At 71.1% G+C, this 24,150-nt stretch carries 27 protein-coding genes; 17 read left to right on the top strand and 10 right to left on the bottom strand.

The genetic code is table 11. The features are described from left to right. The first annotated feature begins 190 nt into the window (after positions 1-190). Positions 191-400, top strand: a complete 210-nt coding sequence (locus tag KUF83_RS20125) for a heavy-metal-associated domain-containing protein (RefSeq protein ID WP_217456124.1) — start codon at positions 191-193, stop codon at positions 398-400. 51 nt (positions 401-451) lie between these two features. Here the strand turns inward: KUF83_RS20125 and KUF83_RS20120 are convergent, their stop codons facing one another. Further along, positions 452-1,516: a LacI family DNA-binding transcriptional regulator gene (locus KUF83_RS20120; protein ID WP_217456123.1), complete on the bottom strand. Its 1,065-nt coding sequence runs from the start codon at positions 1,514-1,516 to the stop codon at positions 452-454. 111 nt (positions 1,517-1,627) lie between these two features. Here KUF83_RS20120 and KUF83_RS20115 point away from each other — a divergent pair, with 111 nt between their 5' ends. The 5 genes from KUF83_RS20115 to KUF83_RS20095 all read left to right on the top strand — a co-directional run bounded on the left by KUF83_RS20115 (position 1,628) and on the right by KUF83_RS20095 (position 6,820). Continuing rightward, positions 1,628-2,788 carry a Gfo/Idh/MocA family protein gene (locus KUF83_RS20115; protein WP_217456122.1) on the top strand — a complete coding sequence of 387 codons (1,161 nt, stop codon included), beginning with the start codon at positions 1,628-1,630 and terminating at the stop codon, positions 2,786-2,788. 73 nt (positions 2,789-2,861) lie between these two features. Then, complete coding sequence (locus KUF83_RS20110; RefSeq protein WP_217456121.1) at positions 2,862-3,536, top strand: SUMF1/EgtB/PvdO family nonheme iron enzyme; 675 nt, start codon at positions 2,862-2,864, stop codon at positions 3,534-3,536. 148 nt (positions 3,537-3,684) lie between these two features. After that, complete coding sequence (gene sthA, locus KUF83_RS20105) at positions 3,685-5,088, top strand: Si-specific NAD(P)(+) transhydrogenase (RefSeq protein ID WP_217456120.1); 1,404 nt, start codon at positions 3,685-3,687, stop codon at positions 5,086-5,088. Positions 5,089-5,185: 97 nt separating this feature from the next. Then, positions 5,186-5,806, top strand: coding sequence for an L-threonylcarbamoyladenylate synthase (locus tag KUF83_RS20100; protein ID WP_217456119.1), 621 nt, complete (start codon positions 5,186-5,188; stop codon positions 5,804-5,806). 219 nt (positions 5,807-6,025) lie between these two features. Next, positions 6,026-6,820 carry a sulfite exporter TauE/SafE family protein gene (locus tag KUF83_RS20095; RefSeq protein WP_217456118.1) on the top strand — a complete coding sequence of 265 codons (795 nt, stop codon included), beginning with the start codon at positions 6,026-6,028 and terminating at the stop codon, positions 6,818-6,820. 74 nt (positions 6,821-6,894) lie between these two features. Here the strand turns inward: KUF83_RS20095 and KUF83_RS20090 are convergent, their stop codons facing one another. The 3 genes from KUF83_RS20090 to KUF83_RS20080 all read right to left on the bottom strand — a co-directional run bounded on the left by KUF83_RS20090 (position 6,895) and on the right by KUF83_RS20080 (position 9,107). After that, a complete protein-coding gene (locus KUF83_RS20090) occupies positions 6,895-7,572 on the bottom strand; it encodes an NUDIX domain-containing protein (RefSeq protein ID WP_217456475.1) in 678 nt (225 codons plus the stop codon). A 106-nt stretch (positions 7,573-7,678) separates the two neighbouring features. Then, on the bottom strand, positions 7,679-8,494 hold the full coding sequence (locus KUF83_RS20085) for a fibronectin type III domain-containing protein (RefSeq protein ID WP_217456117.1): 816 nt from the start codon (positions 8,492-8,494) through the stop codon (positions 7,679-7,681). Positions 8,495-8,504: 10 nt separating this feature from the next. Then, the gene (locus KUF83_RS20080; RefSeq protein WP_217456116.1) at positions 8,505-9,107 is read right to left on the bottom strand and encodes a hypothetical protein; all 603 of its coding nucleotides are present in this window, start codon (positions 9,105-9,107) and stop codon (positions 8,505-8,507) included. A gap of 367 nt (positions 9,108-9,474) precedes the next feature. Between KUF83_RS20080 and KUF83_RS20075 the strand changes: the two genes are divergently transcribed. Together KUF83_RS20075 and KUF83_RS20070 are read left to right on the top strand one after the other, a co-directional pair. Next, a complete protein-coding gene (locus KUF83_RS20075) occupies positions 9,475-11,532 on the top strand; it encodes a discoidin domain-containing protein (RefSeq protein WP_217456115.1) in 2,058 nt (685 codons plus the stop codon). Between the two features lie 25 nt (positions 11,533-11,557). After that, the gene (locus KUF83_RS20070; protein ID WP_217456114.1) at positions 11,558-12,166 is read left to right on the top strand and encodes a TetR/AcrR family transcriptional regulator; all 609 of its coding nucleotides are present in this window, start codon (positions 11,558-11,560) and stop codon (positions 12,164-12,166) included. A 12-nt stretch (positions 12,167-12,178) separates the two neighbouring features. Here KUF83_RS20070 and KUF83_RS20065 read toward each other — a convergent pair whose 3' ends face one another. After that, entirely contained in the window at positions 12,179-12,958 is a 780-nt protein-coding gene (locus KUF83_RS20065; protein ID WP_217456113.1) for a LysR substrate-binding domain-containing protein, read from the bottom strand. A 58-nt stretch (positions 12,959-13,016) separates the two neighbouring features. Here KUF83_RS20065 and KUF83_RS20060 point away from each other — a divergent pair, with 58 nt between their 5' ends. The 3 genes from KUF83_RS20060 to KUF83_RS20050 all read left to right on the top strand — a co-directional run bounded on the left by KUF83_RS20060 (position 13,017) and on the right by KUF83_RS20050 (position 15,329). Then, a complete protein-coding gene (locus tag KUF83_RS20060) occupies positions 13,017-13,406 on the top strand; it encodes a DUF5997 family protein (RefSeq protein ID WP_217456112.1) in 390 nt (129 codons plus the stop codon). Between the two features lie 52 nt (positions 13,407-13,458). Continuing rightward, on the top strand, positions 13,459-14,166 hold the full coding sequence (locus KUF83_RS20055) for an AAA family ATPase (protein WP_217456111.1): 708 nt from the start codon (positions 13,459-13,461) through the stop codon (positions 14,164-14,166). Positions 14,167-14,297: 131 nt separating this feature from the next. Then, on the top strand, positions 14,298-15,329 hold the full coding sequence (locus tag KUF83_RS20050; RefSeq protein WP_217456110.1) for an LLM class flavin-dependent oxidoreductase: 1,032 nt from the start codon (positions 14,298-14,300) through the stop codon (positions 15,327-15,329). Between the two features lie 21 nt (positions 15,330-15,350). On the opposite strand, the gene KUF83_RS20045 is transcribed toward KUF83_RS20050, so the two are convergent. After that, positions 15,351-15,659, bottom strand: a complete 309-nt coding sequence (locus KUF83_RS20045) for a GNAT family N-acetyltransferase (RefSeq protein ID WP_217456109.1) — start codon at positions 15,657-15,659, stop codon at positions 15,351-15,353. Between the two features lie 171 nt (positions 15,660-15,830). Here KUF83_RS20045 and KUF83_RS20040 point away from each other — a divergent pair, with 171 nt between their 5' ends. Next, positions 15,831-16,640, top strand: coding sequence for an SAM-dependent methyltransferase (locus KUF83_RS20040; protein WP_217456108.1), 810 nt, complete (start codon positions 15,831-15,833; stop codon positions 16,638-16,640). Positions 16,641-16,667: 27 nt separating this feature from the next. Here KUF83_RS20040 and KUF83_RS20035 read toward each other — a convergent pair whose 3' ends face one another. After that, complete coding sequence (locus KUF83_RS20035) at positions 16,668-17,465, bottom strand: VOC family protein (RefSeq protein ID WP_217456107.1); 798 nt, start codon at positions 17,463-17,465, stop codon at positions 16,668-16,670. 184 nt (positions 17,466-17,649) lie between these two features. Here KUF83_RS20035 and KUF83_RS20030 point away from each other — a divergent pair, with 184 nt between their 5' ends. From KUF83_RS20030 to KUF83_RS20010, 5 genes are all read left to right on the top strand, one after another. Continuing rightward, positions 17,650-17,862 (top strand): DUF4287 domain-containing protein, encoded by a 213-nt coding sequence (locus KUF83_RS20030; protein ID WP_217456106.1) that lies wholly within the window; start codon positions 17,650-17,652, stop codon positions 17,860-17,862. 200 nt (positions 17,863-18,062) lie between these two features. Further along, positions 18,063-18,617: a hypothetical protein gene (locus KUF83_RS20025; protein WP_217456105.1), complete on the top strand. Its 555-nt coding sequence runs from the start codon at positions 18,063-18,065 to the stop codon at positions 18,615-18,617. A gap of 162 nt (positions 18,618-18,779) precedes the next feature. Further along, entirely contained in the window at positions 18,780-19,001 is a 222-nt protein-coding gene (locus tag KUF83_RS20020; protein ID WP_217456104.1) for a hypothetical protein, read from the top strand. A gap of 60 nt (positions 19,002-19,061) precedes the next feature. After that, positions 19,062-19,631: an antibiotic biosynthesis monooxygenase gene (locus KUF83_RS20015; protein WP_254644100.1), complete on the top strand. Its 570-nt coding sequence runs from the start codon at positions 19,062-19,064 to the stop codon at positions 19,629-19,631. A gap of 204 nt (positions 19,632-19,835) precedes the next feature. Further along, positions 19,836-21,179 (top strand): hypothetical protein, encoded by a 1,344-nt coding sequence (locus KUF83_RS20010; protein WP_217456102.1) that lies wholly within the window; start codon positions 19,836-19,838, stop codon positions 21,177-21,179. Positions 21,180-21,345: 166 nt separating this feature from the next. Here KUF83_RS20010 and KUF83_RS20005 read toward each other — a convergent pair whose 3' ends face one another. The 3 genes from KUF83_RS20005 to KUF83_RS19995 all read right to left on the bottom strand — a co-directional run bounded on the left by KUF83_RS20005 (position 21,346) and on the right by KUF83_RS19995 (position 24,124). Beyond that, positions 21,346-21,525 (bottom strand): hypothetical protein, encoded by a 180-nt coding sequence (locus KUF83_RS20005; RefSeq protein WP_217456101.1) that lies wholly within the window; start codon positions 21,523-21,525, stop codon positions 21,346-21,348. Between the two features lie 83 nt (positions 21,526-21,608). Continuing rightward, on the bottom strand, positions 21,609-23,429 hold the full coding sequence (locus KUF83_RS20000) for a cell wall metabolism sensor histidine kinase WalK (protein ID WP_217456100.1): 1,821 nt from the start codon (positions 23,427-23,429) through the stop codon (positions 21,609-21,611). Continuing rightward, positions 23,426-24,124 carry a response regulator transcription factor gene (locus KUF83_RS19995; protein ID WP_217456099.1) on the bottom strand — a complete coding sequence of 233 codons (699 nt, stop codon included), beginning with the start codon at positions 24,122-24,124 and terminating at the stop codon, positions 23,426-23,428. Before KUF83_RS19995 ends, KUF83_RS20000 begins: the two co-directional genes overlap by 4 nt. Between the last annotated feature and the right edge of the window lie 26 nt (positions 24,125-24,150).

The raw sequence follows: 24,150 nt of genomic DNA, 5'->3' as shown, positions 1-24,150 counted from the left end.
CCGGTCCGCCGAACGTGACGGCCACGGACGGCCGGCTCACCGCGAGCCCCGGCCCGGCCCCCGGGCCCGGCCCCGATCCGGGCTCGCCGACCGTGCGGGACCGTACTGAACGCCTCTGTCCGCAGGCCCGTATGACTTCCCGGCACCGCTCCACGGCGCGGGCGCGCCCGCCGGGAAGAGACGAGGCACGATGACCGAACAGCGTTACCACGTCACGGGTATGACCTGTGGCCGCTGTGCCGACACGCTCGAATCCCGCATCGGCAAGGTCGTCGGGGTGGACCGCGTGGGAATCGACGTCGGCTCCGGGTCGGTGACCGTGACCGGTGAGGCGTTCGACGGGTCCAAGGTCTGCGCCGCCATCGCGGACGCCGGGTTCGAGGTCGAGGCCGTGCTCTGAGGCGCGGCCCCGTACGGCATCGGGCATCAGGCACCGGGCACCGGGCACCGGTCAGGACGGCCGCCGGTCGGCGCCCACTCCCGGCGGTGCCGCGGTCGTGCCGCGCACTTCGAGGGTGGGCGCGGTGAGGACGACCTGTGCGGGCCGGGCCGGGTCGGCGATCCGGTCGAGCAGGCACTGCGCGGCGCGGCGTCCGACGTCGTGGCCCGCGCTGTCCACGGTGGTGAGCCAGAGGTGCCGCAGCCGGGCGAGGTAGGTGTTGTCGTAGCCGACGAGGGAGAGGTCCCGCGGCACCCGCAGTCCGAGCTCCTCGGCGGCCGACAGCGCGCCGACGCAGGCGATGTCGTTGAAGGCGAACACGGCGGTGGGCCGCCGCGGTGCGCTGAGCAGGCGGACCGTGGCCCGGTACCCGCCCTCCTCGGTCAGGTCGCCCTGCTCCACGACGGCGGAGTCGGCCAGTCCGTGTTCGCGCATCACGGTCTCGAAGCTGCGGCGGCGCAGTTCGCCGACCATCCCCTGCCCGGCGATGTGGGCGATGCGCCGGTGACCGAGCCCGATGAGGTGTTCGGTGGCGAGACGGGCACCGTACTCGTCGTCGTTGGCGACGATGTCCGCGCGGGGCAGCACCGGTTCACGGGCACCCGCGACGACGGTCGGCAACTGTCCTGCCGCGGTACGCAGCGCCTCGGGGCCGGGCAGCGTCCCGACCGCGACGAGGCCGTCGACCCGCAGGTGCGTGAAGGTGCGGGTGAGGTCCTCGCCGAGTCGCCGGTTCAGGTGGCCGTCGGCCAGCAGCATGTGCAGGCCGCGGGCGTCCAGCACGGAGTTCAGGCCGTCCAGCAGTTCCACGAACCAGGGGTTGCGCATGTCGTTCAGGAGCACGCCCACCATGGGGGTGCCCCCTGAGCGGGCGTGATCGAGGGCCTGGGGGTGTGCGCGCCGCTCGCTGAGGCTGCGCGCGGCGGCGTTGGGCCGGTAGCCGAGCTCCTCGACGGCGGCCAGCACGGCCTGCCGTTTCTCGGGGCGCACCCGGTCGGAGCCCCGCAGCACGAGCGAGACCAGGGATTTCGACACTCCGGCCCGGTCGGCGACATCACGGATCGTCGGTGGTCTCATGAAATGGACCGTTCCACAGCGCCCACCGTTTAGTCAAAGGGGTTGACACCTGCTGTTACGGACTCCAATGTGAGCCGGAATGGTTCTGGACCGATCCAAAGAAGGACAGTCATGGGAAGTACGCTCGGCGTCGCCGTCGTGGGGTTCGGCTGGATGGGGCGGGTGCACACCCAGGCGTACGCACGCGTGCCGCACCACTTCCCGGGACTTGCCGTACGGCCCGAACTGATCGCCGTCGCCGACGAGGTGCCCGGCCGCGCCGAGGAGGCCGCCGAGCGGTACGGCTTCGCCACGGCCGCCCGGGACTGGCGGGAGGTCGCCGCCGACCCCCGGGTCCAGGCCGTGAGCGTCGCCGCCCCCAACTTCCTGCACCGGGAGATCGGCGTCGCCATGGCCGAGGCGGGCAAGCACCTGTGGATCGAGAAGCCGGTCGGCCTCACGGCCCAGGACGCGCGGGCCGTCGCGGACGCCGTCACCAAGGCGGGTGTCCAGGGCACGGTCGGCTTCAACTACCGCAACGCGCCTGCCGTCGCGGCCGCACGCGAGCTGGTCGCCGCCGGGGAGATCGGCACGGTCACGCACGTCCGCATCCGCCTCTTCAGCGACTACGCCGCCCACCCCGAGGGCGCCCTGACCTGGCGGTACGAGCGGGAGCGCGGCGGCAGCGGAGTGCTGGGCGACCTCGCCTCGCACGGCGTGGACCTGGCCCGCTTCCTGCTCGGCGAGATCGCGTCACTGACCGCCGACACGGCCGTCTTCGTCCCCGAACGGGCCCGGCCCACCGGCGCCACGGCCGGCCACACCCGCTCCACCGGCGGCGAGTTGGGCCCGGTGGAGAACGAGGACTACGTGTCCTGCCTGCTGCGCTTCGCCTCCGGCGCCCGCGGGGTCCTGGAGGCCTCCCGGGTCTCGGTCGGCGAACAGAACAACTACGGCTTCGAGATCCACGGCACCAGGGGCGCGGTCTCCTGGGACTTCCGTCGTATGGGTGAACTGGGCGTCAGCCGCGGTACGTCGTACCAGGACCAGCCGGTCAGCACCCTGTACGTCGGCCCCGGACACGGCGAGTACGGCGCCTTCCAGCCGGGCGCGGCCAACAGCATGGGCTACGACGACCTCAAGGTCATCGAGGCATACAACTTCCTGCGGTCGGTCGCCGAGGGCACCCCCCACGGCGCCACCCTCGACGACGCCGTCCACAGCGCGGCCGCCCTGGACGCCATGGCACGCTCCGCCGAGCAGGGCACCTGGGTGAGTCCGGCGGGCGGATGAGTTTGGCATAGTCGCGCGGTACGTGCCACCACGAACCACGGGCCTGCGTGATCGTCAGTAGGATTGCCTGCTCATGGACACACGTGCGGTGAACGAGATGATCGCTGTGCCGCCGGGGCAGGTCACGCTGTCGGACCGGCGGACGCAGCGCAGTTGGTCCGTCGAACTCGCGCCCTACCGGCTCGGGGCCTTCCCGGTCACGCAGGCGCTGTACGCCCGGGTCACGGGCGCGCGGCCGAGCGCCGCCGACGGTGACCGCCTGCCCGTCGAGGGTGTCTCGTGGTGGGACGCGGTCCGGTTCTGCAACGCCCTGTCGCGGCGCGAAGGGCTGACCCCCGCCTACTCCATTCATGCCGACGGCGAGGGCATCGACTGGGACACGGCCGCCGACGGCTACCGGCTGCCCACCGAGGCCGAGTGGGAGCACGGCTGCCGCGCCGGCACGCCGGGTCCGCGCTACGGGCCGCTCGACGAGATCGCCTGGTACCGCGACAACTCCCAGGAACGCGTCCACGACGTGGGCGGCAAGCGGCCCAACCCCTGGGGCCTGCACGACATGCTGGGCAACGTCTGGGACTGGTGCTGGGACGTCTACGACGCCGAGGTCTACGGCACCTACCGGGTGCTGCGGGGCGGCGGATGGTTCGACGAGCACTGGAGCTGCCGGGCGTCCGCACGGCGCCGCAGCCACCCGAGTTACCAGGTGGACGACGTGGGGTTCCGCGTCGCCCGTACCGTGGCGCGCTGATCCGCCTGCCCGGTACGGGTTCCGGGCCCCGGCGCTCCCGAGCGGCCGTGACCGCTCCGCCACGAGCCGGCCCGGTTCGCGTGCGCGGGGGCAACTGACCCCTGTTCACCCTTTCGTGCGACAGCCTCGGGCTGACAGACTCCCGAGGGTGCGCGACTTCGACTTGCTAGTCATCGGATCCGGCCCGGGCGGCCAGAAGGCCGCCATCGCCGCGGCCAAGCTCGGCCGCCGGGTCGCCGTCGTCGACCGCCCCGACATGGTCGGCGGGGTCTCCATCCACACCGGGACCATCCCCTCGAAAACGCTGCGCGAGGCGGTCCTCTATCTCACCGGTCTCACGCAGCGGGACCTGTACGGCCAGAGCTACCGGCTCAAGGAGGACATCACCGTCGCCGACCTGACCGCGCGCACCCAGCACGTGGTCAGCCGCGAGGTCGACGTCATCCGCAACCAGTTGTCCCGCAACCACGTCTCGCTGTTCGCCGGCACCGGCCGCTTCGTCGACGACCACACCGTCGCGCTGCGCGAAGTGACCGGCCACGACCGGATGCTGAGCGCGGACACGATCGTCATCGCGACCGGCACGAGGCCTGCCAGGCCGGCCACCGTCGAGTTCGACGAGCGGACCATCCTGGACTCCGACAACGTTCTCAACCTGGAGCGCGTGCCCCGCTCCATGGTCATCGTCGGGGCCGGCGTGATCGGCATGGAGTACGCCTCCATGTTCGCCGCCCTCGGCAGCAAGATCACCGTGGTCGAACAGCGCCCCGGGATGCTCGACTTCTGCGACGTCGAGGTGATCGAGTCGCTCAAGTACCACCTCAGGGACCTCGCCGTCACCTTCCGCTTCGGCGAGACGGTCGCCGCGGTCGAGAGCCATCCGCGGGGGACGCTCACCGTCCTGGAGAGCGGCAAGAAGATCCCGGCCGACGCCGTGATGTACTCCGCGGGGCGACAGGGCCTCACCGACGACCTGGACCTCGACAAGGCCGGTCTGTCCGCCGACCGGCGCGGCCGGATCACGGTCGACGAGCACTACCGCACCGAAGTGCCGCACATCTACGCTGTCGGTGACGTCATCGGCTTCCCTGCGCTCGCCGCGACCTCGATGGAACAGGGGCGTACGGCGGCATACCACGCGTGCGGCGAACCGGTGAACCGCATGCACGACCTGCAGCCGATCGGCATCTACACCATCCCGGAGATCAGCTTCATCGGGCGGACCGAGGACCAGCTCACCGAGGACCGCGTGCCGTTCGAGGTCGGCATCTCCCGCTACCGCGAACTGGCCCGGGGTCAGATCATCGGCGACTCGCACGGCATGCTCAAGCTGCTCGTCTCCCCCGACGACCGGAAACTGCTCGGCGTGCACTGCTTCGGTACGGGTGCCACCGAGCTGATCCACATCGGTCAGTCCGTGATGGGCTGCGGCGGCACGGTCGACTACCTCGTCGACGCCGTCTTCAACTACCCGACCCTCGCGGAGTCCTACAAGGTCGCCGCGCTCGACGCCACCAACAAGATCCGCCAGATCGACCGGCTCAGGGACTGACCGGCGGCGCTGGTGGGTACCGAACTCCCACCAGCGCCCCACAGATCCCCCAGGGCACCTGCGTCCCCGCCGGCGGTCGAGAGCATAAGCTCGACGGGTGGCCAAGTACTTCGACGTTCATCCCGAGAATCCTCAACAGCGAACCCTCACCCAGGTCGCCGACTCCATCCGTGACGGTGCGCTCGTCGTGTACCCCACGGACTCCTGTTTCGCACTGGGATGCCAGTTGGGCAGCCGCGACGGCATCGACCGGATCCGCTCCATCCGCCGGCTCGACGACCGGCACCACTTCACGCTCGTGTGCCAGAACTTCGCGCAGCTCGGCCAGTTCGTGCACATCGACAACGACGTGTTCCGGGCCATCAAGGCGTCCACGCCCGGCAGTTACACCTTCATCCTTCCCGCGACCAGGGAAGTCCCGCGCAAGCTCCTCCACCCGAAGAAGAAGACGGTCGGCGTTCGCATCCCCGACCACACGGTCGCCCAGGCCCTGCTCGCCGAACTCGGCGAGCCGCTCCTGTCCAGCACCCTCCTGCTCCCCGACGAGGAGGAACCGATGACCCAGGGCTGGGAGATCAAGGAGCGGCTCGACCATGTCGTGGACGCGGTGGTCGACTCCGGGGACTGCGGCACCGAGCCGACGACGGTCATCGACTTCTCCAGCGGCGAGGCCGAGGTCGTACGCAAGGGAGCCGGCGACGTCTCACGGTTCGGATGACCTGTCGCCCGGCGAGGCGGTCGACGGTGGCGCCGCCCCGGCCTTCGGCATGCCGTCGGCACACGGGGGCCGGGCGGAAGCGGCCGGGACCTGTCGGGGAGCGCCGAAGGGTTGGCCGTACAGCATGGGTCCCATGACCGTCCCTCACCGGCTCCTCCGCCGTCCTGACCGTGGTGTCCGGCCGTCCGCGGACGGCCGCCGTGCGCGGCGGGGCGTCACGTGACGCCGTGGGAGGCCGTCGCCGTGTTCGTCGCGGGCGTGTGCGCGGGTGGCGTCAACACCGTCGTGGGGTCCGGGACCCTCATCACCTTTCCGGTGCTGCTCGCCACCGGACTGTCGCCCGTCACCGCCACGGTCTCGAACGCGCTCGGTCTGGTACCCGGCGCCGTCAGCGGCGCCTTCGGCTACCGGAAGGAACTGCGCGGCCAGCGGCGGCGCATCCTGAAACTGGGCGTCGGCGCCCTGCTCGGCGGCTTCACGGGCGCCACCCTGCTGCTGGCCCTGCCCGCGTCGGCGTTCGAGAGGATCGTCCCGGTCGTGGTGGGCCTCGCCCTCGTCCTGGTCGCGTTCCAGCCGCTGATCACCAGGCGTCTGCGCCGTCGCCGCGCGTCGGCCGCCGTCGGCGCCCCGGGCCCGGACGACCGCGCCCCCGGCCGGGGCGACGGCGGCCCGCTGCTGTTCGTCGGTATGGCCCTCGCGAGCGTCTACGGCGGCTACTTCGCGGCAGCGCAGGGGATCATCTACATGTCCCTGATGGGGGTGCTCCTGGACGAGACGCTGCAACGCCTCACGGCCGTCAAGAACGTCCTCGTCGCCGTCGTCAACACCGTCGCCGCGACCTTCTTCCTCTTCGTCGCGGACTTCGACTGGACGGCCGTCGCACTGATCGCCGTGGGCTCCGCGCTCGGCGGGCAGCTCGGGGCGGTGGTCGGCCGCCGTTTCAGCCCCGTGGTCCTGCGCGCCCTCATCGTGACGATCGGCACCGTCGCGCTCGTCCAACTGCTGCTCCGCTGAGCGCCTCTCCGCCCCCGCACTGTCGGCGGCCGGGCGCCGCCCCCGCAGGGACGGCGCCCGGCCGCCGCGTACACCTACCCGGCTGAGGCGCCCGCGCTGAACGGCCCTTCCAGCGCCGCCCACTGCAACAGCATGATGGTCTTCGCGTCGGCGATCTCGCCGGTACGGATCATGCCCAGGGCCTGGCGGAAGGGCAGTTCGACGGTTTCGATGTCCTCGCCCTCCTCGTCCAGCCCACCGCCCTCGTGGGTCCGCGTGGCCGGACCGTAGGAGGCCGCGTAGAAGGTCAGGCACTCGGTGACCGAGCCCGGGCTCATGTAGACGTCGAAGACCCGCTGGACCTCGCCGACCGTGTGCCCGGTCTCCTCGATGACCTCGCGCCGTACGGCCACCTCCGGATGCTCGTCGTCCTCGTCCAGCAGGCCCCCCGCCGTCTCGACGAGCATGCCGTCGGGATGGCCGTTGACGTACGCGGGGTAGCGGAACTGCCGGGTCAGGAGCACGGTTTCACGTTCGGTGTCGTACAGCAGGATGGTCGCGCCGTTGCCGCGGTCGTGCGTCTCGCGCTCCTGGGTGGACCAGGTGCCGTCGGCCTGCTGGATGTCGAACGTCGTGGTGCGCTCCACGTACCAGTGGCAGGACAGCAGTGTCACGTCCCGCACCTTGACCCGGGGGTTTCCGGTCAGGTCAAGGCCGACCCGGTCGAGTCCGGTACGGCCCCTGCGGTCGGGGGTGTCGATGCCCGCGGTCATCGTGCACCGGCCGGAGAAGGGGCCCGGGTGGAGGCGGAGGTCGTGCGGGTGGAACCAGTGGTCATGCCCTGCTTCTACCATCCTGGCCCCTCCCGTGTCAGGCCTGTCATTGACCGGCGAAGTCGCCGGTGGTCAGCCGGACCACGTTCGAGGGGGCGCCATGGGTGAAGGCGCGGACCCGGTACGACCCCCGTTTCTCGGTGGGCAGGGTGATCAGGCCCGTGGAATTGACGTCGGGATCGAGGACCGCGACGGGTACGTACCCGGAGTCCTTCCGGACGCGGGCCTCCAGCAGGAATCCCTCCTCGTCGGATGCGTGGTCCGTCCAGGTGAAGAGGATGCCGTTCGCATGCTTGACCACGGCCTTGAACGCGGTCGGCGCTCCGGCACCCGTGCGGCGCAGTGGTGTGCCCGGGACGGTCCGTACGGGATCCGTGCGCGCGGGGAGCCAGTCGTGGCCGGATTCCTCGTCCGACGCGGTCAGCTCTCCCGCGGGTAGGGCGACGCTCACGGGTCTCGAAACGGGCCCGAGAACGGCCCGCAGTCGGTAGTGGAACGTGGTGCGGGGCATCAGGTCGGGGTGCCGGTAGCTCGTCACCCCGGCCGGCAGGTACCGCAGGACGGTGTACGGACCCGAGGCGTCCGTGGCGAATTCGAGGACGTGGCCGGACGAACCGGAGCCGCCGCCCCGCCAGTGCAGGTCGATGTCCGTGGGCGAGGCACGCTCGGCATCGAGCACGACGTTCGAGGCGGCGACGGCCTCACCAGTCTCGGGGTGACTAGCGGTGGCGGGGCCCCGGGCCGCGGCTCCGCTCCCGCCCGTGGTCCGGGTCGCGTCGCAGGCCGGCAGCACCAGCCCCAGGAGAAGGACCAGGGCAGGAGCAAGGGCTGCCGGCGCCGCTCCGCGTGCGGTGACTCGCATGGGTTCCGCGCTACTTGCGCCAGAAGCGGACGTTGCTCCACACCACGGTGGCCGGTCCGTTGCCGCTGTTGGTGCGGTAGGCGCCGAACTTGTCGTAGAAGCTGCCGCCGGGGCTCGCGTAGGTGTGCTGGAGCGAGCCGTTGATGTAGGTGCGGTGCGAACTGCCCACCTGGTGAACGGTGTTGACGCGCACGGTGGCGCCGACCGTGCCGGCGTTGGAGAGGGTGTCGCCGCCGTGGACCGCGTACAGTCGCCCGCCGCGTTCGGCGGCGAGCATGAAGTAGGGGCCCGCCGCCGACTCGTTGAAGGTCTGCTTGAGGCTGATCCGGGTGCCGCTGAGGCTGCTGATCCTGAAGTAGCCCTCGAACTGGCGCGTGCCTCCGGTGTAGGTGGCGTACCGCCGTTCGGCCCGCTGGTCTCCACTGGCCGTCGAGCAGGTGAGCCGGAAGGTCAGGCCGTCGACCTGGCCGCAGCCCCGCTCCTGCACGGTGTGGGTGGGCGAGACCGACGTCCAGCCGCCGGGTTCCACTTCGGCGAAGGCGCTGGGCGCGGCCAGGAATGTCGAGGCGCACACCGCACCGGTCACGGTGAGCGCTCGCAAGCGCGTGAGCATGTCGGCTCCCTGAGTGTGGGGGATGAAGCCGTTCATGAATACGAACGATGACTGAGCTTTTGAACAGCTGAGGAGGAAAGTAGGACTGGACCAATGAGCCGTCAAGAGGGGCGGCGACACCCGCGGTTCACCGGCCCGTCCGGCGCGGGACACCAACGGCCGCCGTCCGCCGCGCCCTTCCCGCCCACCGGGACCCACCGACGAGCCATCAGGTCATCCGTCCCGGACTCTTGACTCTCTCTGCGGCAGTCGCGATTCTCGTCCCATCGTTTGCACGAGTCATGACAAGCGTCACAGGGTCGTCAGGGTCCTGACCGTCTGGCTCATCGACTGCGCCGACCCCAACCGAAGACGTGGGTGATGAACCATGACCCGACAGCCTCACCGCAGGCGCCGACCCCTCGCGGTCCTGTCGTTGCTGCTCGTCGTGATGGCCATGACGCTCGGCCCCACGCCCAGTTCGGCGGCCGGTACGGACTGGTGGAACCCGACCGCGCGGCCCACGCCCGACTCCCAGATCAACGTCACCGGTGAACCCTTCAAGGGCACCAACGCCCAGGGAGAGGTACGCGGGTTCGTCGACGCGCACAACCACATCATGGCCAACGAGGCCTTCGGCGGCCGGCTCATCTGTGGCAAGCCGTTCTCCAAGTCGGGTGTCGCGGACGCCCTCAAGGACTGCCCCGAGCACTACCCGGACGGCTCGCTCGCGATCTTCGACTTCATCACCAACGGCGGCGACGGCAAGCACGACCCCGACGGCTGGCCCACGTTCAAGGACTGGCCCGCCCATGACTCGCTGACCCACCAGCAGAACTACTACGCCTGGGTCGAACGGGCCTGGCGCGGCGGCCAGCGCGTGCTCGTCAACGACCTCGTGACGAACGGCGTGATCTGCTCCGTCTACCCGTTCAAGGACCGCAGTTGTGACGAGATGACCTCGATCCGGCTGCAGGCGAAGCTGACGTACGACATGCAGGACTACATCGACGCGATGTACGGCGGTCCGGGCAAGGGCTGGTTCCGGATCGTCACCGACAGCGCACAGGCCCGCGAGGTCGTCGAGCAGGGCAGACTCGCCGTCGTTCTGGGCGTGGAGACGTCCGAGCCCTTCGGCTGCAAGCAGATCCTGGACATCGCGCAGTGCGACAAGGACGACATCGACGCCGGACTCGACGAGTTGTACGACCTCGGCGTGCGCAGCATGTTCCTGTGCCACAAGTTCGACAACGCGCTGTGCGGGGTCCGCTTCGACGAGCACGGTCTCGGTACTGCGATCAACGTCGGCCAGTTCCTGTCGACGGGCACCTTCTGGCAGACGGAGAAGTGCAAGGGCCCGCAGCGCGACAACCCGATCGGGGGCGCGGCGGCACCGGGCGCCGAGGACGAACTGCCGGCGGGCGTCGAGGTCCCGTCGTACGACGAGGACGCGCAGTGCAACAAACGCGGGCTCACCGACCTGGGCGAGTACGCCGTCCAGGGCCTGATGAAGCGCAAGATGATGCTCGAGATCGACCACATGAGCGTCAAGGCCACCGGCCGGGCCCTCGACCTCTTCGAGGCGGAGTCCTACCCCGGTGTGCTCTCCTCGCACAGCTGGATGGACCTCAAGTGGACCGAGCGGGTCTACCGCCTCGGCGGTTTCATCGCCCAGTACATGCACGGCTCCGAGGAGTTCGGCGCTGAGGCCGAGCGCACGGAGGCCCTGCGCGACAAGTACGGCGTCGGGTACGGCTACGGCACCGACATGAACGGTGTCGGCGGCTGGCCCGCCCCGCGGGGAGCTGACACCTCGAACCCCGTGCGGTACCCGTTCCGCAGCGCCGACGGGAGCGCCGTGATCGACCGGCAGACCACCGGCCGGCGCACCTGGGACATCAACACCGACGGCGCCGCTCACTACGGACTCGTCCCGGACTGGATCGAGGACATCCGGTTGGTCGCCGGCCAGGACGTCGTGGACGACCTGTCGCGCGGCGCCGAGTCCTACCTCGACACCTGGGGCTCGTCCGAGAAGCACAAGGCCGGGGTGAACCTCGCCAAGGGCGCCTCGGCGTCGGCCAGTTCGTCGGAGTCGAACCCCTTCACGAGCTACGCGCCCGGCCGGGCCGTGGACGGCGACCAGGGCACACGCTGGGCCAGCGACTGGAGCGACGACCAGTGGCTGCGGGTCGACCTCGGTTCGACGAGCACGGTCAAGCGCGTCACTCTCGACTGGGAGCGCGCCTACGGGAAGTCGTACCGTGTGGAGGTCTCCACCGACGGCAGCAACTGGCAGTCGGTGTGGTCCACCACCACCGGGGACGGCGGCCTGGACACGGCTCAGTTCTCCGGTGTGCCCGCCCGCTACGTGCGCGTCCACGGGCTGGACCGCGGCACCGACTGGGGCTACTCCCTCCACGAGGTGGGCGTCTACAGCAACTGACGCCCACGACGACGAAAGGGACCTCATGGCACGGATGCCGTCGGCCGAACGGCGCCGTCAGCTCACCGAAGCGGCCATCCGCGCGATGACCCGGGACGGCGTCCCCAGGACGACGACCCGGTCCATCGCGGCCGAGGCGGGCGTGTCACTGAGTGTCTTCCACTACTGCTTCGACTCGAAGCAGGCACTGATCGAGTCCGTCATCGAGACGATCACCGGTCACTACGTCACGGTGGTGCGCGAGGCCATCCGGCCCAGGGCCACGCTGCGGGAGACGGTCGCGGCCGGCTTCCAGGCCTACTGGGACCATGTGTCCGCGCACCCCGGCGAGCACATGCTCACCTACGAGCTGACCCAGTACGCCCTGCGCCAGCCGGGATTCGAGCACCTGGCACGACGGCAGTACGAGCTGTACTCCGACGCCTACGCCGAACTGATCGAACAGCTCAGCCGCGACATGGACTTCGACCTCCGGGTGCCCGTCCCGGCGCTGGCCCGCTATCTGGCGGCCATGACGGACGGGCTGACCCTCAACTTCCTCGTGCTCGGTGACGACGGGGCGTGGGCCGACATCCTCGACACGATCACCGACCACGTGGCCGGCCTCGTCCGCGACACGGACGAGGCGCCGTAGCCTCCGACGCCGCTACGACCGGCGGCGGGGCTTGCCCTTCTTGGCTCCCTTGGCGTTCTTCGCGCCCGGCCGGGGGCTCTTGCCGGTCGCCCGGCCCGCGGCGGGCTTGTGCCGGGCCGCACCCTTGTCGGAGCGGGCCGCCTTGTCGGACCGTGCGGCCTTCGGCTCGGCGGGGGTCTGCGAGCGGCCCCGTGAGCTGTTGGCGGTCCGGCCCCTGACGATCCCGATGAAGTCCTCCACCAGGTCCGTGGTCCTGTCCTGCGGCCACGACAGGGCGACCCGCGACTCGGGGGCGTCCGTGACCGGCCGGTAGGTGAGGTCCTTGCGGTGGTGCAGGCGGGCGATCGACTGCGGGACGACGAGGAGCCCCACTCCGGCCGCCACCAGTTCGACCGCGTCGGCCGTGGTGGCGGGGCGCTCGATCGCGGGGCGGCCCGGCGGACGCTCCCATTCGAGGGGGTCGTCGAGGGGACGCAGCACGATGTCGTCCGCCAGGTCCTCGGCCGTCACCTCGTCCACCGCGGCCACGACGTGGTCCTTGGGGACGACCACCACGGTCGTCTCCGTGTAGAGGGGGATCGCGCTGAGATCCTCGCCGTCGACCGGCAGCCGGACGAAACCCGCGTCGGCGTCTCCGCCGCGCAGCGCACCGAGGGCTTCGGCGGCGGACACCGCGAGGAGAGTCAGGGGAACGTCGGGCAGCCGCTCGTTCCAGATCCGCACCCACTTGCTGGGCGTCACTCCCGGGACATACGCGAGCCGGAACGAAGGGGATTCTTCCGAGCCTGTCACCTGGCCAGGTTACCCGTCGTGGTCGGCGCTGGTTCACATGCTCGATACCCTTGACGGCATGACGTCGCACCAGAACACCCAGACGATGAAGCCCGCGACCGCGGCGAAGAAGCTGGGTGTGTACCTCGAGGCCACACCCGCCGAGTTCCAGGAGGGTGTCGTCTCGCGCTCCGAGCTGACCGCGCTCCAGACCGATCCGCCCGAGTGGCTGCAGGAGCTGCGGCGCAACGGCCCGCACCCCAGGCCGGTGGTCGCGGCGAAGCTCGGCGTCTCCATCTCGGGGCTCGCCCGAGGCGGCGTGACGGACGCCCTCACCACGGACCAGATCGAGGCGCTGAAGCAGGACTCTCCGGAGTGGCTCCAGAAGGAGCGCGCCACCCAGGCCGAGGTCCGCAAGGAGACGGCCCGCATCAAGGACAAGAAGGCCGAGGCCAAGGACGAGCGCTAGAGCCCGGCAGTCGCCTTCGCGGTCCCAGGCCGCCCTGTGGAACACTCGACGCGTGATCATCGAACGCGCGTACGCACATGTGGCTTCGTACGACGAAGATGAATGGCCCTGGTCCGTGCCCTGCGTGCGCGGGCTGCTGGCGGACGGGATCCGGTTCACCGCGCCGGTGACCTTCGTCGTGGGTGAGAACGGCTCCGGCAAGTCGACACTGGTCGAGGCCCTGGCGGAGGGCTTCGGGCTCGACTCCTGGGGCGGCTCGCACGACTGGCGTTACGCGAGTTCCCGGTCCAGGTCGGAGCTCGGCGAGCGGATCCGCTTCGACGCCGCGGCGCACGGGCGGCGGATGCTCGGCAGCTGGTCGGCCCGCAAGGGCTTCTTCCTCCGGGCCGAAACAGCCATGGACGCACTGGACCGGGAAGGGTTCGCACCGGACTCGGTCAGTCATGGCGAGGGCTTCCTCGCCGCGTTCCGGGGGAAGTTCCACCAGCCCGGCCTGTATGTGCTGGACGAGCCCGAAGCCGCGCTCTCGTTCAGTTCGTGCCTCGAACTGCTCGGCCATCTCGACCAGTTGGCGCGCCGGGGTGGCCAGGTCGTCTGTGCCACGCACTCTCCCGTGCTGACCGCGCTGCCGGGCGCCGACATCATCGAGGTCGGCGACCACGGCATGCGGCGGGTGGCCTGGCGGGAACTGGCGCTGGTCGACCACTGGCGCCGCTACCTCGCCGACCCGCAGGCCTACCTGCGGCACATCCTGGACTGACACCCTCGGCGCGGCCCCGGCCGTCGCCGCCCCGGCAGGAGCCCCCGCGAGCGCCGGCCCCGGTGATCGGCTGCGAGAATGCGCTCGGCCCGGAGTTCGAGAGAACTCGCCCCGGACGCAGGAGGAGCCCCGTGCCGCTGCCCTCACGACCGTTGCGGAAGCTGGGCTTCCTGACCATCGGCCTGTTCGACGAGGCCGACCCCCGTACCGGCCACGAGTCGACGCTGGAGATCATCGAACTCGGCGAACGGCTGGGCTTCGACAGCGCGTGGCTGCGCCACCGCCATCTCCAGTACGGGATCTCCTCCCCCGTGGCCGTCCTGGCCGCGGCCTCGCAGCGCACCACCCGTATCGAGCTCGGCACCGCGGTCATCCCCCTGGGCTGGGAGAACCCGCTGCGGCTGGCCGAGGACCTCGCCACGGTCGACATCCTGTCCGGAGGGCGCCTCAACCCGGGTGTCAGCGTCGGACCGCCGATGCACTTCGACCAGGTCAAGGACGCGCTGTATCCCGGCACCGCCGACGCCGAGGACTTCGGTCACGACCGGGTGGCCCGGCTGCTGGACTTCGTGCGGGGCGAACCGGCCACCGACTTCAGCGGTGCCGTGGGATTCGAGACGTTCTCGGACCGCGTCCAGCCGCACGCCTCCGGTCTCGGTCGCCGGCTGTGGTACGGCGGTGGCAGCCTGCGGTCGGCCCGGTGGGCCGGCGAGCACGCGATGAACTTCCTCACCAGCAGCGTCGTCAAGGCGGAGGAGTCCGAGGACTTCGCCGAGATCCAGCTGTCCCACGTGCGCGCCTTCCGGGCCCACCACCCCGACGGGGAGAGCGCCCGCGTCTCCCAGGGGCTCGTCGTGATCCCCACCGACAGTGCCACCCCCGAACAGCGCGCGAAGTACGAGGCGTACGCCGAGGAGCGGACCCCGCGGACCGCCGCGCCCCAGGGCCCGGCACGCATGATGTTCGCGCCCGACCTCGTCGGGACGTCCGCCGAGATCGCCGAACGGCTCTACTCCCAGGCGGCGTTCCGGGAGATCGACGAGGTCGCGTTCGCGCTGCCCTTCACCTTCGGGCACGACGACTACGTCCAGATCCTCACCGACATCGCGACCGTGCTCGGCCCGGCCCTGGGCTGGCAGCCGTCGGTCCACCGGGGACAGTGAGCCCGGGTGCCGGGCCGCCTCTCAGTCGCTGACGCGGCTGCGGGCCTGGTACAGCAGATCGCCGTACTCGGGGTGCCGGGCGATCCAGCCCGCGTAGAAGGGGCAGGTGGCCAGCACCCTCAGGCCGGCGGCGCGCGCCTCGTCGAGGGAGGTCCGGACCAGCGCGGAACCGACCCCCTTGCCCTCGCACTCGGGGCTCACCTCGGTGTGGACGAACGCGATGAGTTCCGTCGTCCGGATGTAGTCGGCGAAACCGGCGACCGCGGACGCTCCGTCGAGCCGGGCCTCGTAGCGCCGCGCCTCGGGCGCGTCGCTCACCTCCACCGCCATGTGTCCTCCTCCTTGCACACCCACTGCCGATCAGGAGTTCGAGCGTATCCCAGTGTGGCCGAAACCCGTCCGGTGCACCCCTGTTGACCTGCCGGTACACCGGCAACCGGACGGACTGTTCGACTAGGTTGGCGGGCTACGGCCGACAGTCGACAGCCAGGAGGCACTCCCGTGACCGACCAGGAACCCCAGCTCGCCGCCGCTGCCGAGATACGGGCCCGGATCGACACGGACAAGCCGCACTCCGCGCGTTTTTGGAACTACTTCGTGGGCGGCAAGGACCACTACGAGGTGGACCGGGAGATCGGGGACCACATCAAGGAGATCTTCCCCGGCCTGGCCGATGTGGCACGCACGAGCCGTCAGTTCCTCGGACGCGCGGTCCGGCACCTCGCCCTCGAACAGGGCATCCGGCAGTTCCTCGACGTCGGCACGGGGCTGCCGACCGCCGACAACACCCACGAGGTCGCCCAGCGGGTGGCCCCGGACGCGCGGATCGTGTACGTGGACAACGACCCGATGGTGCTCGCGCACGCCCGCGCCCTGCTCACCAGTACGCCCGAGGGCCGGACGGCGTACATCGACGCCGATCTCTACAAGCCCGCGGCGATCCTGGAAGCGGCGGCTCACACGCTCGACCTGTCCCGGCCCGTCGCCCTGATGATCCTCAACACCCTCGGCCATGTCGCCGACTACGACGAGGCCCGGAAACTGGTCGCCCATCTCATGTCCGGCCTGCCGTCCGGCAGTTGCCTGGTGATCAGCGACAGCACGGCCACCAGCGAAGGCATGATCGCCGCCTCGGAGGCGTACAACTCCAGCGGAGCCGTCCCGTACCACGTGCGGAGCATCGAGGAGATCGCCGGCTTCTTCGAAGGGCTGGATCTGGTCGAACCCGGCGTCGCCCAGGTCACCCGCTGGCGCCCGGACTCCCCCGGCTCGGTGGTGGACGCCTATGGCGCGGTGGGCCGCAAGCCGTAACCCCGGCCGCCCCGGCGGACCTGCCGGTCAGGACACGTCGGAGATCTCCGGCATCTCGCCCTCGGTCGTGGAGACGTCGATCACGGAGAACAAGGCGCCCTGTGGGTCGCTCAGCGCCGCGAAGCGGCCGAACGGACTGCTCATCGGGCCGAACCGCAGCACGCCGCCGTGCTCGGTCGCCTTCGCGACGGCCGCGTCGCAGTCGTCGACCGTGAAGTAGACGTTGACGTAGGACGGGACCTCGGGCGGGAAGTCGTCGGTCATCTCCATCCGGCCCAGGACCGTCTCCTCGCCCAGGTCGAAGAGCCTGAAGTCCATGTCCTCATGGAGGAGTTGCCGGACACGGTAGGGAAAGACCGCCGAGAAGAAGGCATCCGCCTTCTCGGGCTCCCTGGTGAAGACCTCCGCCCAGCAGTACGCGCCCGGGACGGCCGTCGCCTCGAAGCCCTCGTGGACGCCCGCCTGCCATACGCCGAAGACGGCGCCGCTCGGCTCCTGGGCCAGCACCATGGTGCCGAAGTCGCCGACCTGCATCGGTTCCATCAGTACCCGGCCGCCGTTGTCGCGGATCTTCCCCGCGGTGGCGGCGGCGTCCGGCGAGGCGAGGTACAGACACCAGGCCGACTGGCCCTCCGCGCCGGGCATCGGCGGCACGACGGCAGCGACGGCCTTCCCGTTCGCGTAGGCCTGCGTGTAGTTCCCGAACTCCGACGACGACTCGCCGAACGTCCAGCCCAGCACCTCACCGTAGAAGCGCTTGGCTCCCTCGACATCGCCGAACATCGCGTCGGCCCAGCAGGGTGTTCCCTCAGGTCGTGCGGCCATGACTGCGACTCCCTCGTCCTTGAAGGCTGTGCCTCTCACGCTAGCCAGCCGTCGGCGGACGCGCGCGGCGACAGCGGAGAGGGCGGTGACGCGGGTCACACGCGGGAAGCGATGATGTTCTGCCCCCGCACCGGTCGAAGACTGCGACAACCTGACAGGCAGCACCGGAGGACGGGACACAGACATGAGCGAGACCGTGAAGGGGCCCGCGAGCTACTTCCCCTCGATCGAGAAGAAGTACGGCCATCCCGTGGCCCACTGGAAGGACCTCATCCGTTCCTCGCCGCTCACCAAGCACATGGAGCTGGTGACCTGGCTCAAGACCGAGCACGGCCTCGGCCACGGGCACGCCAACGCGCTCGTCGCGCACACGCTCGCCGAGGACAGCGGCAGGTGATCCGCTTGCGTCCTGTTGTCGCACCCCGACGGCCGTACGCCGCAGCCCGCCGGGAGCGGGCGTGCCGGACATGGAAACGCCCTGGTCGGAGAGGTGGTGGCCGAGTTTCGTGACCCTGTCGTCGCTGCGTGACCGGTTGCGGCAGGCTGGGGGGTTTCCCACGGTGGGCGCAAAGACAGCCGTTCTGGAAAGGAACCTGTATGCGCGCCCTGGTATCCCGCGGGCTGCTCCTCCCGCCCCTCGTCTGCGCCGCGCTCGCCTTCGGCCCGGTGGCCTCGGCCGCTGCCGTCGTCGACACACAGCCCGGTGCGGCGGACAGCCGCGTCGCGGAGCTGTCGCTCTCCCCGGCGGACCTGACGTCGCAGCGCCTGCGCCTGCCGGCCCAGGCGGAGCACGGTGACGCTCTCGTTCCTCTCCTGACCGCGCTGACCGACCTGACCGAGCGGGGGAACAGCCCGCTCGGCGCGGCCGAGGCCGCCGAGCACGCCCGGGCCGTGGAGGAGGCGGCGGCCTCCCTCCGACTGGAGCTTCAGGGCACGGACCGCGCCGCGCCGTCGGCGGCCGCGGCCGACCCCGTGTCGGACGTGGTGGCCGGGCTCCAGTCGGCCCTCGGTGGTCTGCTCTCGTCGCTGACCTCGCTCGACGTGGGCGGGGTGGTCGCCGCGGTGCCGAAGGTCCTGACATCCCTGCTCGGGGTACTCACCGGGCTCCTCGGCGGTGGCCTGCCGAAGCTGCCCGCGCTGCCGGCACCCTGATCCGCCGGAAGTACAGGACCCTGGTCGAGCCAGGTGAGAGGGCCGTCGGCCGTTCCCTTCGGGACGGTCGGCGGCCCTCTTCGTGTCGCGCGTCCCCCTGGCATTGCGACACAACACGGAATTCCTACTTGTCGAACCGGGTTCCGCGGGTACCCGTCCCCCATGACCGACGTGGTGGACTCCGACGAACTCCTGCGCCGCATCCAGCGGGCCCGCTCCTGGGCCGGGCAGGAGGAGCGGACGTGGAAGACGCGCAGCGAAGAGCTCAGGACCGGCGATCCTGACGGCTCACGGGACGCCGAGTTGCGCGGGCACACCTATGAGGCCGTACGCAGGGCGCTGGACGAGATCGTCGCCCCGGGCACGCACGACACAGACGGCTGAACCGCCTTCGCGCGTCCTTGTCCTGCATGACTCGCGGTGCGCATGGAACCCGTCGCGGCCATGAGCACCACGACACAGGCACCATGCGCCGAACCCGTCACCACGGTCTTCACCTGGCAGGTACGCCCGGGCCGGGAGGCCGAATTCGAGGAGTGGACCCGGGGCGTCGCCGACTGCGTCTCGCGGTTCCCCGGCAGCCAGGGGATCTCGTGGCTGCGCCCGGAGCCCGGGCACCGGTTCCACGCGGTGCTCCGCTTCGCCGATCCGCAGCGCCTCGCCGCCTGGCTGACCTCGCCCGAGCGGGCGCGGTGGCACGCGCGGATCGAGGGCATCGCCACCGAGGTACGTGACGAACGGCAGTCGACCACCGGGATGGAGAGCTGGTTCCGTCTGCCCGGCACGACCGTGCAGGCCCCGCCGCGCTGGAAGATGGTCCTGACCACCTTCGTGGGCGCCTACCCGCTGACGTTCCTCGTCCAGTGGCTGGCGGCGCCCGGAACGGCCTCGTGGCCGCTGCCGTTGCGTGCCGCCGTCTTCCCGGTCGTGCTGCTTCCCCTCCTGACGTACGTGATCATGCCGGGGCTCAGTCGTCTGCTGCGGCTGTGGCTGTACGGGACGCCCGACCGCTGAGGCCGTGACCTGGCCGGTTCCGTCCGCGTCACACGTGTGCCTCGTCCCGTTGGCGGCCTTTCGCGCGGGCGCTTAGAAAGGTCGAACAGCAACTCTCGGGCCGCACGTCCGGGTCACGACAGCGACTGCACCCCTGGTAGGGAGCCGAGTATGACAACCCGTTCGCCTTTCGACTCCGATCGACCTGGCATATCCCCTGAGAGCGTGGTCGAAGCCCCCATACCCCCACCACCGGTCGCCGCCCCCTGGCACGCGGCGCCGGACGAGGCGACGAACAGGGCTGATCAGCGATACGCCGACACGGTCGACCACCAGTACGCCGAACCGGCCGACGAGACCGGTGACCGGTACCGCGAACCGGCCGACGAGGCCGACCACCCGTACCCGGACCCGGCCGAAGAGCCCGACCACGCGTACCCGGACCCCGCCGACGAGACCGACCACCGCTACGCCGGTCCCGACGAGGCCGACCACCGGTACGCCCATCCCGCCGACGAGGCCGACGACCCGCACCCCGAGCCGGCCGACCACGCCGACCCCGCCTACGTCGATCCGGTCGACGGACTGGTGCACGCGGCCGTGGCCGACCGGCCACTGGACGAGGTGGTCCAGCTCATCGAGTTGCTGGAGCAGTCACCGGCCTACGCGAGGGCCACGGTCGACGCGCTGCGGGCGGTCGGCACGGACCGGTCCGTGGAGGACGTCACGCGGCTGGTGGCCCTGTTGACCCGGCCGCCGAGGAACGCCGACAGCGCCGACGAGGCCATCCGCGCGGCCGCCGAGGGCCGGCCCGTGGAGGACGTCACCCGGCTGATGGCGCTGCTGCACCGGCCTCCGCTGGAGCCCCACTGCGGTGAGGCCGCGGTGCGGGCGGCCGCCACCAGCCGGCCGGTCGAGGAACTCGTCGAGCTGATCGGCCGCATGGCCCAGCAGCAGGACGTACGCGAGGAGCGGCAGCGGGCGGAGTCGGCGGCGCAGGAGCGGGCGGAACCGGCTCCCGGCGCGAAGCGTGCGGCCTCGTCCACCAGCAGGCCGCCTGCCGGGGACCCGCTCCTCGCCGCGGCCGGCCCGGTCGCCATCGGTGGTGCGCCCCGGACCCGCCGTGGCCGGACGGCCAGGAACGGCGACTCCCCCGCCTGGCCGCGCTGGGTCGCGATGCTGGCGCTCCTGGTGTGCGGTGCGGCCCACTTCCCGCCGCAGCGGGACGGTGCCTCGATCACCTCGTACGGGTTCGCCCTCGGCGCCGCGGGTCTGTGCGTCCTGGTGGGTCTGGCCCTGCTCCGCCGAAGCACGCTTCCGGTGCTCGTCCTGGGGATCCTGGTGCCCGCGGCACTCGCCGTCGCCCAGCTCCTGGAAGGCCGGGTCCGGTCGTCCGGACTGTCCCGGGCCCTGGATCTGACGCTCGCACCACCGTGGCTCGCCGGTCTCGCGGCCGTGCTCGCCGCGCTGGCGGCCCTGACGGCGCTGATCGCGCTCCTGGCCTCGGACCGGCCCCGACCGCGCCCCGACGTACGGCAGTTGGCCGGCTCGGACCGAGCGGCGGGCTGACCCACCGCGACGAGGCCGGGCCCCTCACGGGGCAGCCGGGGCGAACCCGCAGAGATTGCCTCGCATGGGACGACGGCGGCCGTCCGACACCCGTGGGTGTCGGACGGCCGCCGTCGGTTCGTGTGCGCCGGGCTCGGTCGCACGTGCCGCGCCGGTGTCCCGCGGGTCAGCCGTGCGCCGCGCGCGAACCACCCGTCCGGGCGGGCCGCTCCCGACTCCGTGTGCACAGGTCCTCGTCGCCGTGGGCGGAGACCGCTCGGCTGCCGCGCGGCACGTACGTGCCCCCGATGAGGCGACGCAGAGGCGTGACACGGATCCTGACCTCCGGCTGCTGGGTGCTGTCCATGGGTCCACACTGCGCCGGGGACGCCGGAGCAACCAGATCTCTCCTGGAAGCAGGAACGCGGATCCTGGTATCCCGGCCACCACTCACCGGGCGTCGGGGATGCGCAGGGTGAAGACCGAACCGGCTCCGACCTCGCTGGTCACCGTGACCGTACCGCCGTGGGCGGTGACGAGCTGGCGCACGATGGACAGGCCCAGGCCGCTGCCTCCGGTGCGCCTGCTGCGGGACTTCTCCGCCCGCCAGAACCGGTCGAAGACGCTGGGCAGGTCCCCCGCGGCGATGCCGCTGCCCGTGTCGGCCACCTGGAAGCGCACCTCGTCGCCGTGGCGTCCGGCGGAGAGGGTGACGGTGCCGTCGGCGGGCGTGTGGCGGATCGCGTTGGACACCAGGTTGCCGAGGGCCTGGCGCATCCGGAGCGGGTCGGCGTCGAGCCAGGGGGTGCCGTCCACGGCCGTGCGCAGGCCGACTCCGGCGGCCTCGGCGGCGACGCTGTGTGCCGCGACGACCTGTTCGAGCAGTTCGTCGGCGCGGACCGGTTCGCGGTGCAGTGCGAGGGTGCCCGCGTCGGCCGCCGCGAGGTCCTGGAGGTCGTCGATGACCCGCTGGAGGACCAGCGCCTCCTCGTGCAGGGACGCGAGCAGTTCCGGTTCCGGGTCGACCACGCCGTCGCGGGTCACCTCGAGCCAGCCGCGGATGTTGGTGAGAGGGGTGCGCAGTTCGTGGGCGATGTCGGCGACCATCGCCTTGCGCTGTGCCTCCATGCGTTCCCGGCGCTCGGTGAGGTCGTTGAACGCGACCGCCAGGATGCCCGTCTCGTCCTGGGTGGTCACGGGAACGCGTACATGCTGCTCGGGCGGCTGCTGGGCGGCGTGCGTCAGCGCGCGCAGGGGCCGCACCAGACGCGTGGCGACCAGGGCGGTCACGGCCACCGTGAGGGCGAGGACGAGACCGGCGACGCCCGTGACCTTGGCCTTGTTGGCGGTCGACATGTCGAAGTGCGGGACGGCGCTGTCGCCGTGGCCCAGGAACAGTTCGGCCGCCGGGGCGACATACGGTTCCAGTTGCTGACGGCGTGCCCGGTCGACGCACTCCTCTACCTTCTCGACCTGCTCGGGGGTGCTGTCACGGACCGTCGGATTTTTCTGCACGAGGTAACGGGCCAGCATGGAGCGGTCCTTGAAGGCGACAGTGACGGCGAGGGGCGCGGTGAGCTTCACGTCGGTGCGGTCGAGGCACTTCCCGGCGTTCGTCGTCAGCTCGGCCAGGGCCTTCTCCTCCGTCGGGGTCGGGGTGTTGAGCAGGCCGTCCGCGCAGGGGGTCGGCACCTGGCCCCCGTCGATCGTCCCGTCCTCGTCGGTGAGGACGGAACGGCCGCTGGGCAGACGCGTGATGTGGGTCTCGACGCCGTTGTTCGCGAAGCACTGCCGCCGCTTCTGGGCCAGCAGTGTCACGCGCTCGCGCTCCGTGGGCGTGAGCCGGTAGGGGCCCACCGCGCGCGGATCGATGCCGGTGAGCTGCGCGCCCGGCTCGGTGAAGGTGTCGGTGTGCAGCGGGTCGACCGTGGCGGCGGCCCGGGGCGGCAGGGTCGTGCCGCGTTTCGTGGAGTCCGCGATCGGGGTGCGGTCCGGGGTCGTCAGGGCGATGCGCCGACCGGTCTTGTCCGACAGGGCGCGCAGGGTCTCCTCGACGCCTGTCCAGTCGCGGTGGGTGGCCGCGTACCCGCTCAGCTGCCGGAGGATGTCCATGTCCTCGGCCAGTACCTGCCCCTGCTCCTCCTGGATCGCCCGGGTCGTGGTCTCGACGGCCAGCCAGGCCGTGGCCGCCACGGAGCAGATGGCGATCAGCACGGACGTGATCAACAGGCGTACGAGGAGTCTCTTGCGCAGCGGTATCGGGCGGTTCACCCGCGAGCCCCACTGAGCTTGTAGCCCACCCCGAAGACGGTCAGCAGCCGGACCGGTCTGCGCGGATCAGCCTCGGTCTTCTTGCGCAGGTTCATGATGTGCACGTCGACCGCCCGCTCCGTCGAGGCCCGGTCGATCCCCCGGGTGCGGTGCAGCAACTGCTGCCGGGAGAAGACCCGGTCCGGCTCGGCGACCATCGCCAGCAGGATCTCGTACTCGGCCGGTGTGCAGTCCACCGGCGATCCGTCGCACGTCACCTCGTGCCGTACGGGGTCCACGGCGATCCCCGCGGCCCGTACGACCGGGTCGTCGCGTTGCCCGGCGGTCTGCCGCCCACTGCGGCGCAGGACCGTGCGGATGCGGGCCATCAGCTCGCGCGGGCTGTACGGCTTGGTCATGTAGTCGTCGGCGCCGAGTTCGAGGCCGAGGAGGATGTCCTCCTCGGTGGAGCGGGCGGTGAGCATGAGGACGGGGATGTCGTCGTCGCGGCGCAGCGCCCGGCACACCCCGAAGCCGTCGATCACCGGGAGCATCAGGTCCAGGACGACGAGGTCGGGCCGGCGCTCCCGGGCGGCCTCGAGCGCGGCCCCGCCGTCGTGGACCACGGTGGCGGTGTGGCCCTCGCTCAGCAGGGAGCGGCGTATCAGCTCGGCCTGTTTCTCGTCGTCCTCGGCAACCATCACGTGTGCGCACACGAGGCCCGATGCTAGGCGCTCCGAGC

Origin of the sequence: Streptomyces sp. BV286, assembly GCF_019090165.1 — a bacterium.
GTDB lineage: Bacteria > Actinomycetota > Actinomycetes > Streptomycetales > Streptomycetaceae > Streptomyces.
The sequence above is the reverse complement of the archived record's forward strand: the minus strand, read 5'-3'. Positions and strand labels throughout refer to the sequence as shown.

Bases quoted from the DNA above. Each gene is read 5' to 3' on its own strand.
- KUF83_RS20125 (WP_217456124.1), top strand. From the start codon at position 191: ATGACCGAACAGCGTTACCACGTCACGGGTATGACCTGTGGCCGCTGT.
- KUF83_RS20015 (WP_254644100.1), top strand. From the start codon at position 19,062: ATGAGCACCACGACACAGGCACCATGCGCCGAACCCGTCACCACGGTC.
- KUF83_RS20090 (WP_217456475.1), bottom strand. From the start codon at position 7,572: ATGACCGCGGGCATCGACACCCCCGACCGCAGGGGCCGTACCGGACTC.
- KUF83_RS20080 (WP_217456116.1), bottom strand. From the start codon at position 9,107: ATGCTCACGCGCTTGCGAGCGCTCACCGTGACCGGTGCGGTGTGCGCC.
- KUF83_RS20060 (WP_217456112.1), top strand. From the start codon at position 13,017: ATGACGTCGCACCAGAACACCCAGACGATGAAGCCCGCGACCGCGGCG.
- KUF83_RS20035 (WP_217456107.1), bottom strand. From the start codon at position 17,465: ATGGCCGCACGACCTGAGGGAACACCCTGCTGGGCCGACGCGATGTTC.
- KUF83_RS20020 (WP_217456104.1), top strand. From the start codon at position 18,780: ATGACCGACGTGGTGGACTCCGACGAACTCCTGCGCCGCATCCAGCGG.
- KUF83_RS20025 (WP_217456105.1), top strand. From the start codon at position 18,063: ATGCGCGCCCTGGTATCCCGCGGGCTGCTCCTCCCGCCCCTCGTCTGC.
- KUF83_RS20075 (WP_217456115.1), top strand. From the start codon at position 9,475: ATGACCCGACAGCCTCACCGCAGGCGCCGACCCCTCGCGGTCCTGTCG.
- KUF83_RS20070 (WP_217456114.1), top strand. From the start codon at position 11,558: ATGGCACGGATGCCGTCGGCCGAACGGCGCCGTCAGCTCACCGAAGCG.
- KUF83_RS20110 (WP_217456121.1), top strand. From the start codon at position 2,862: ATGGACACACGTGCGGTGAACGAGATGATCGCTGTGCCGCCGGGGCAG.
- KUF83_RS20085 (WP_217456117.1), bottom strand. From the start codon at position 8,494: ATGCGAGTCACCGCACGCGGAGCGGCGCCGGCAGCCCTTGCTCCTGCC.
- KUF83_RS20115 (WP_217456122.1), top strand. From the start codon at position 1,628: ATGGGAAGTACGCTCGGCGTCGCCGTCGTGGGGTTCGGCTGGATGGGG.
- KUF83_RS20005 (WP_217456101.1), bottom strand. From the start codon at position 21,525: ATGGACAGCACCCAGCAGCCGGAGGTCAGGATCCGTGTCACGCCTCTG.
- KUF83_RS20030 (WP_217456106.1), top strand. From the start codon at position 17,650: ATGAGCGAGACCGTGAAGGGGCCCGCGAGCTACTTCCCCTCGATCGAG.
- KUF83_RS20045 (WP_217456109.1), bottom strand. From the start codon at position 15,659: ATGGCGGTGGAGGTGAGCGACGCGCCCGAGGCGCGGCGCTACGAGGCC.
- KUF83_RS20120 (WP_217456123.1), bottom strand. From the start codon at position 1,516: ATGAGACCACCGACGATCCGTGATGTCGCCGACCGGGCCGGAGTGTCG.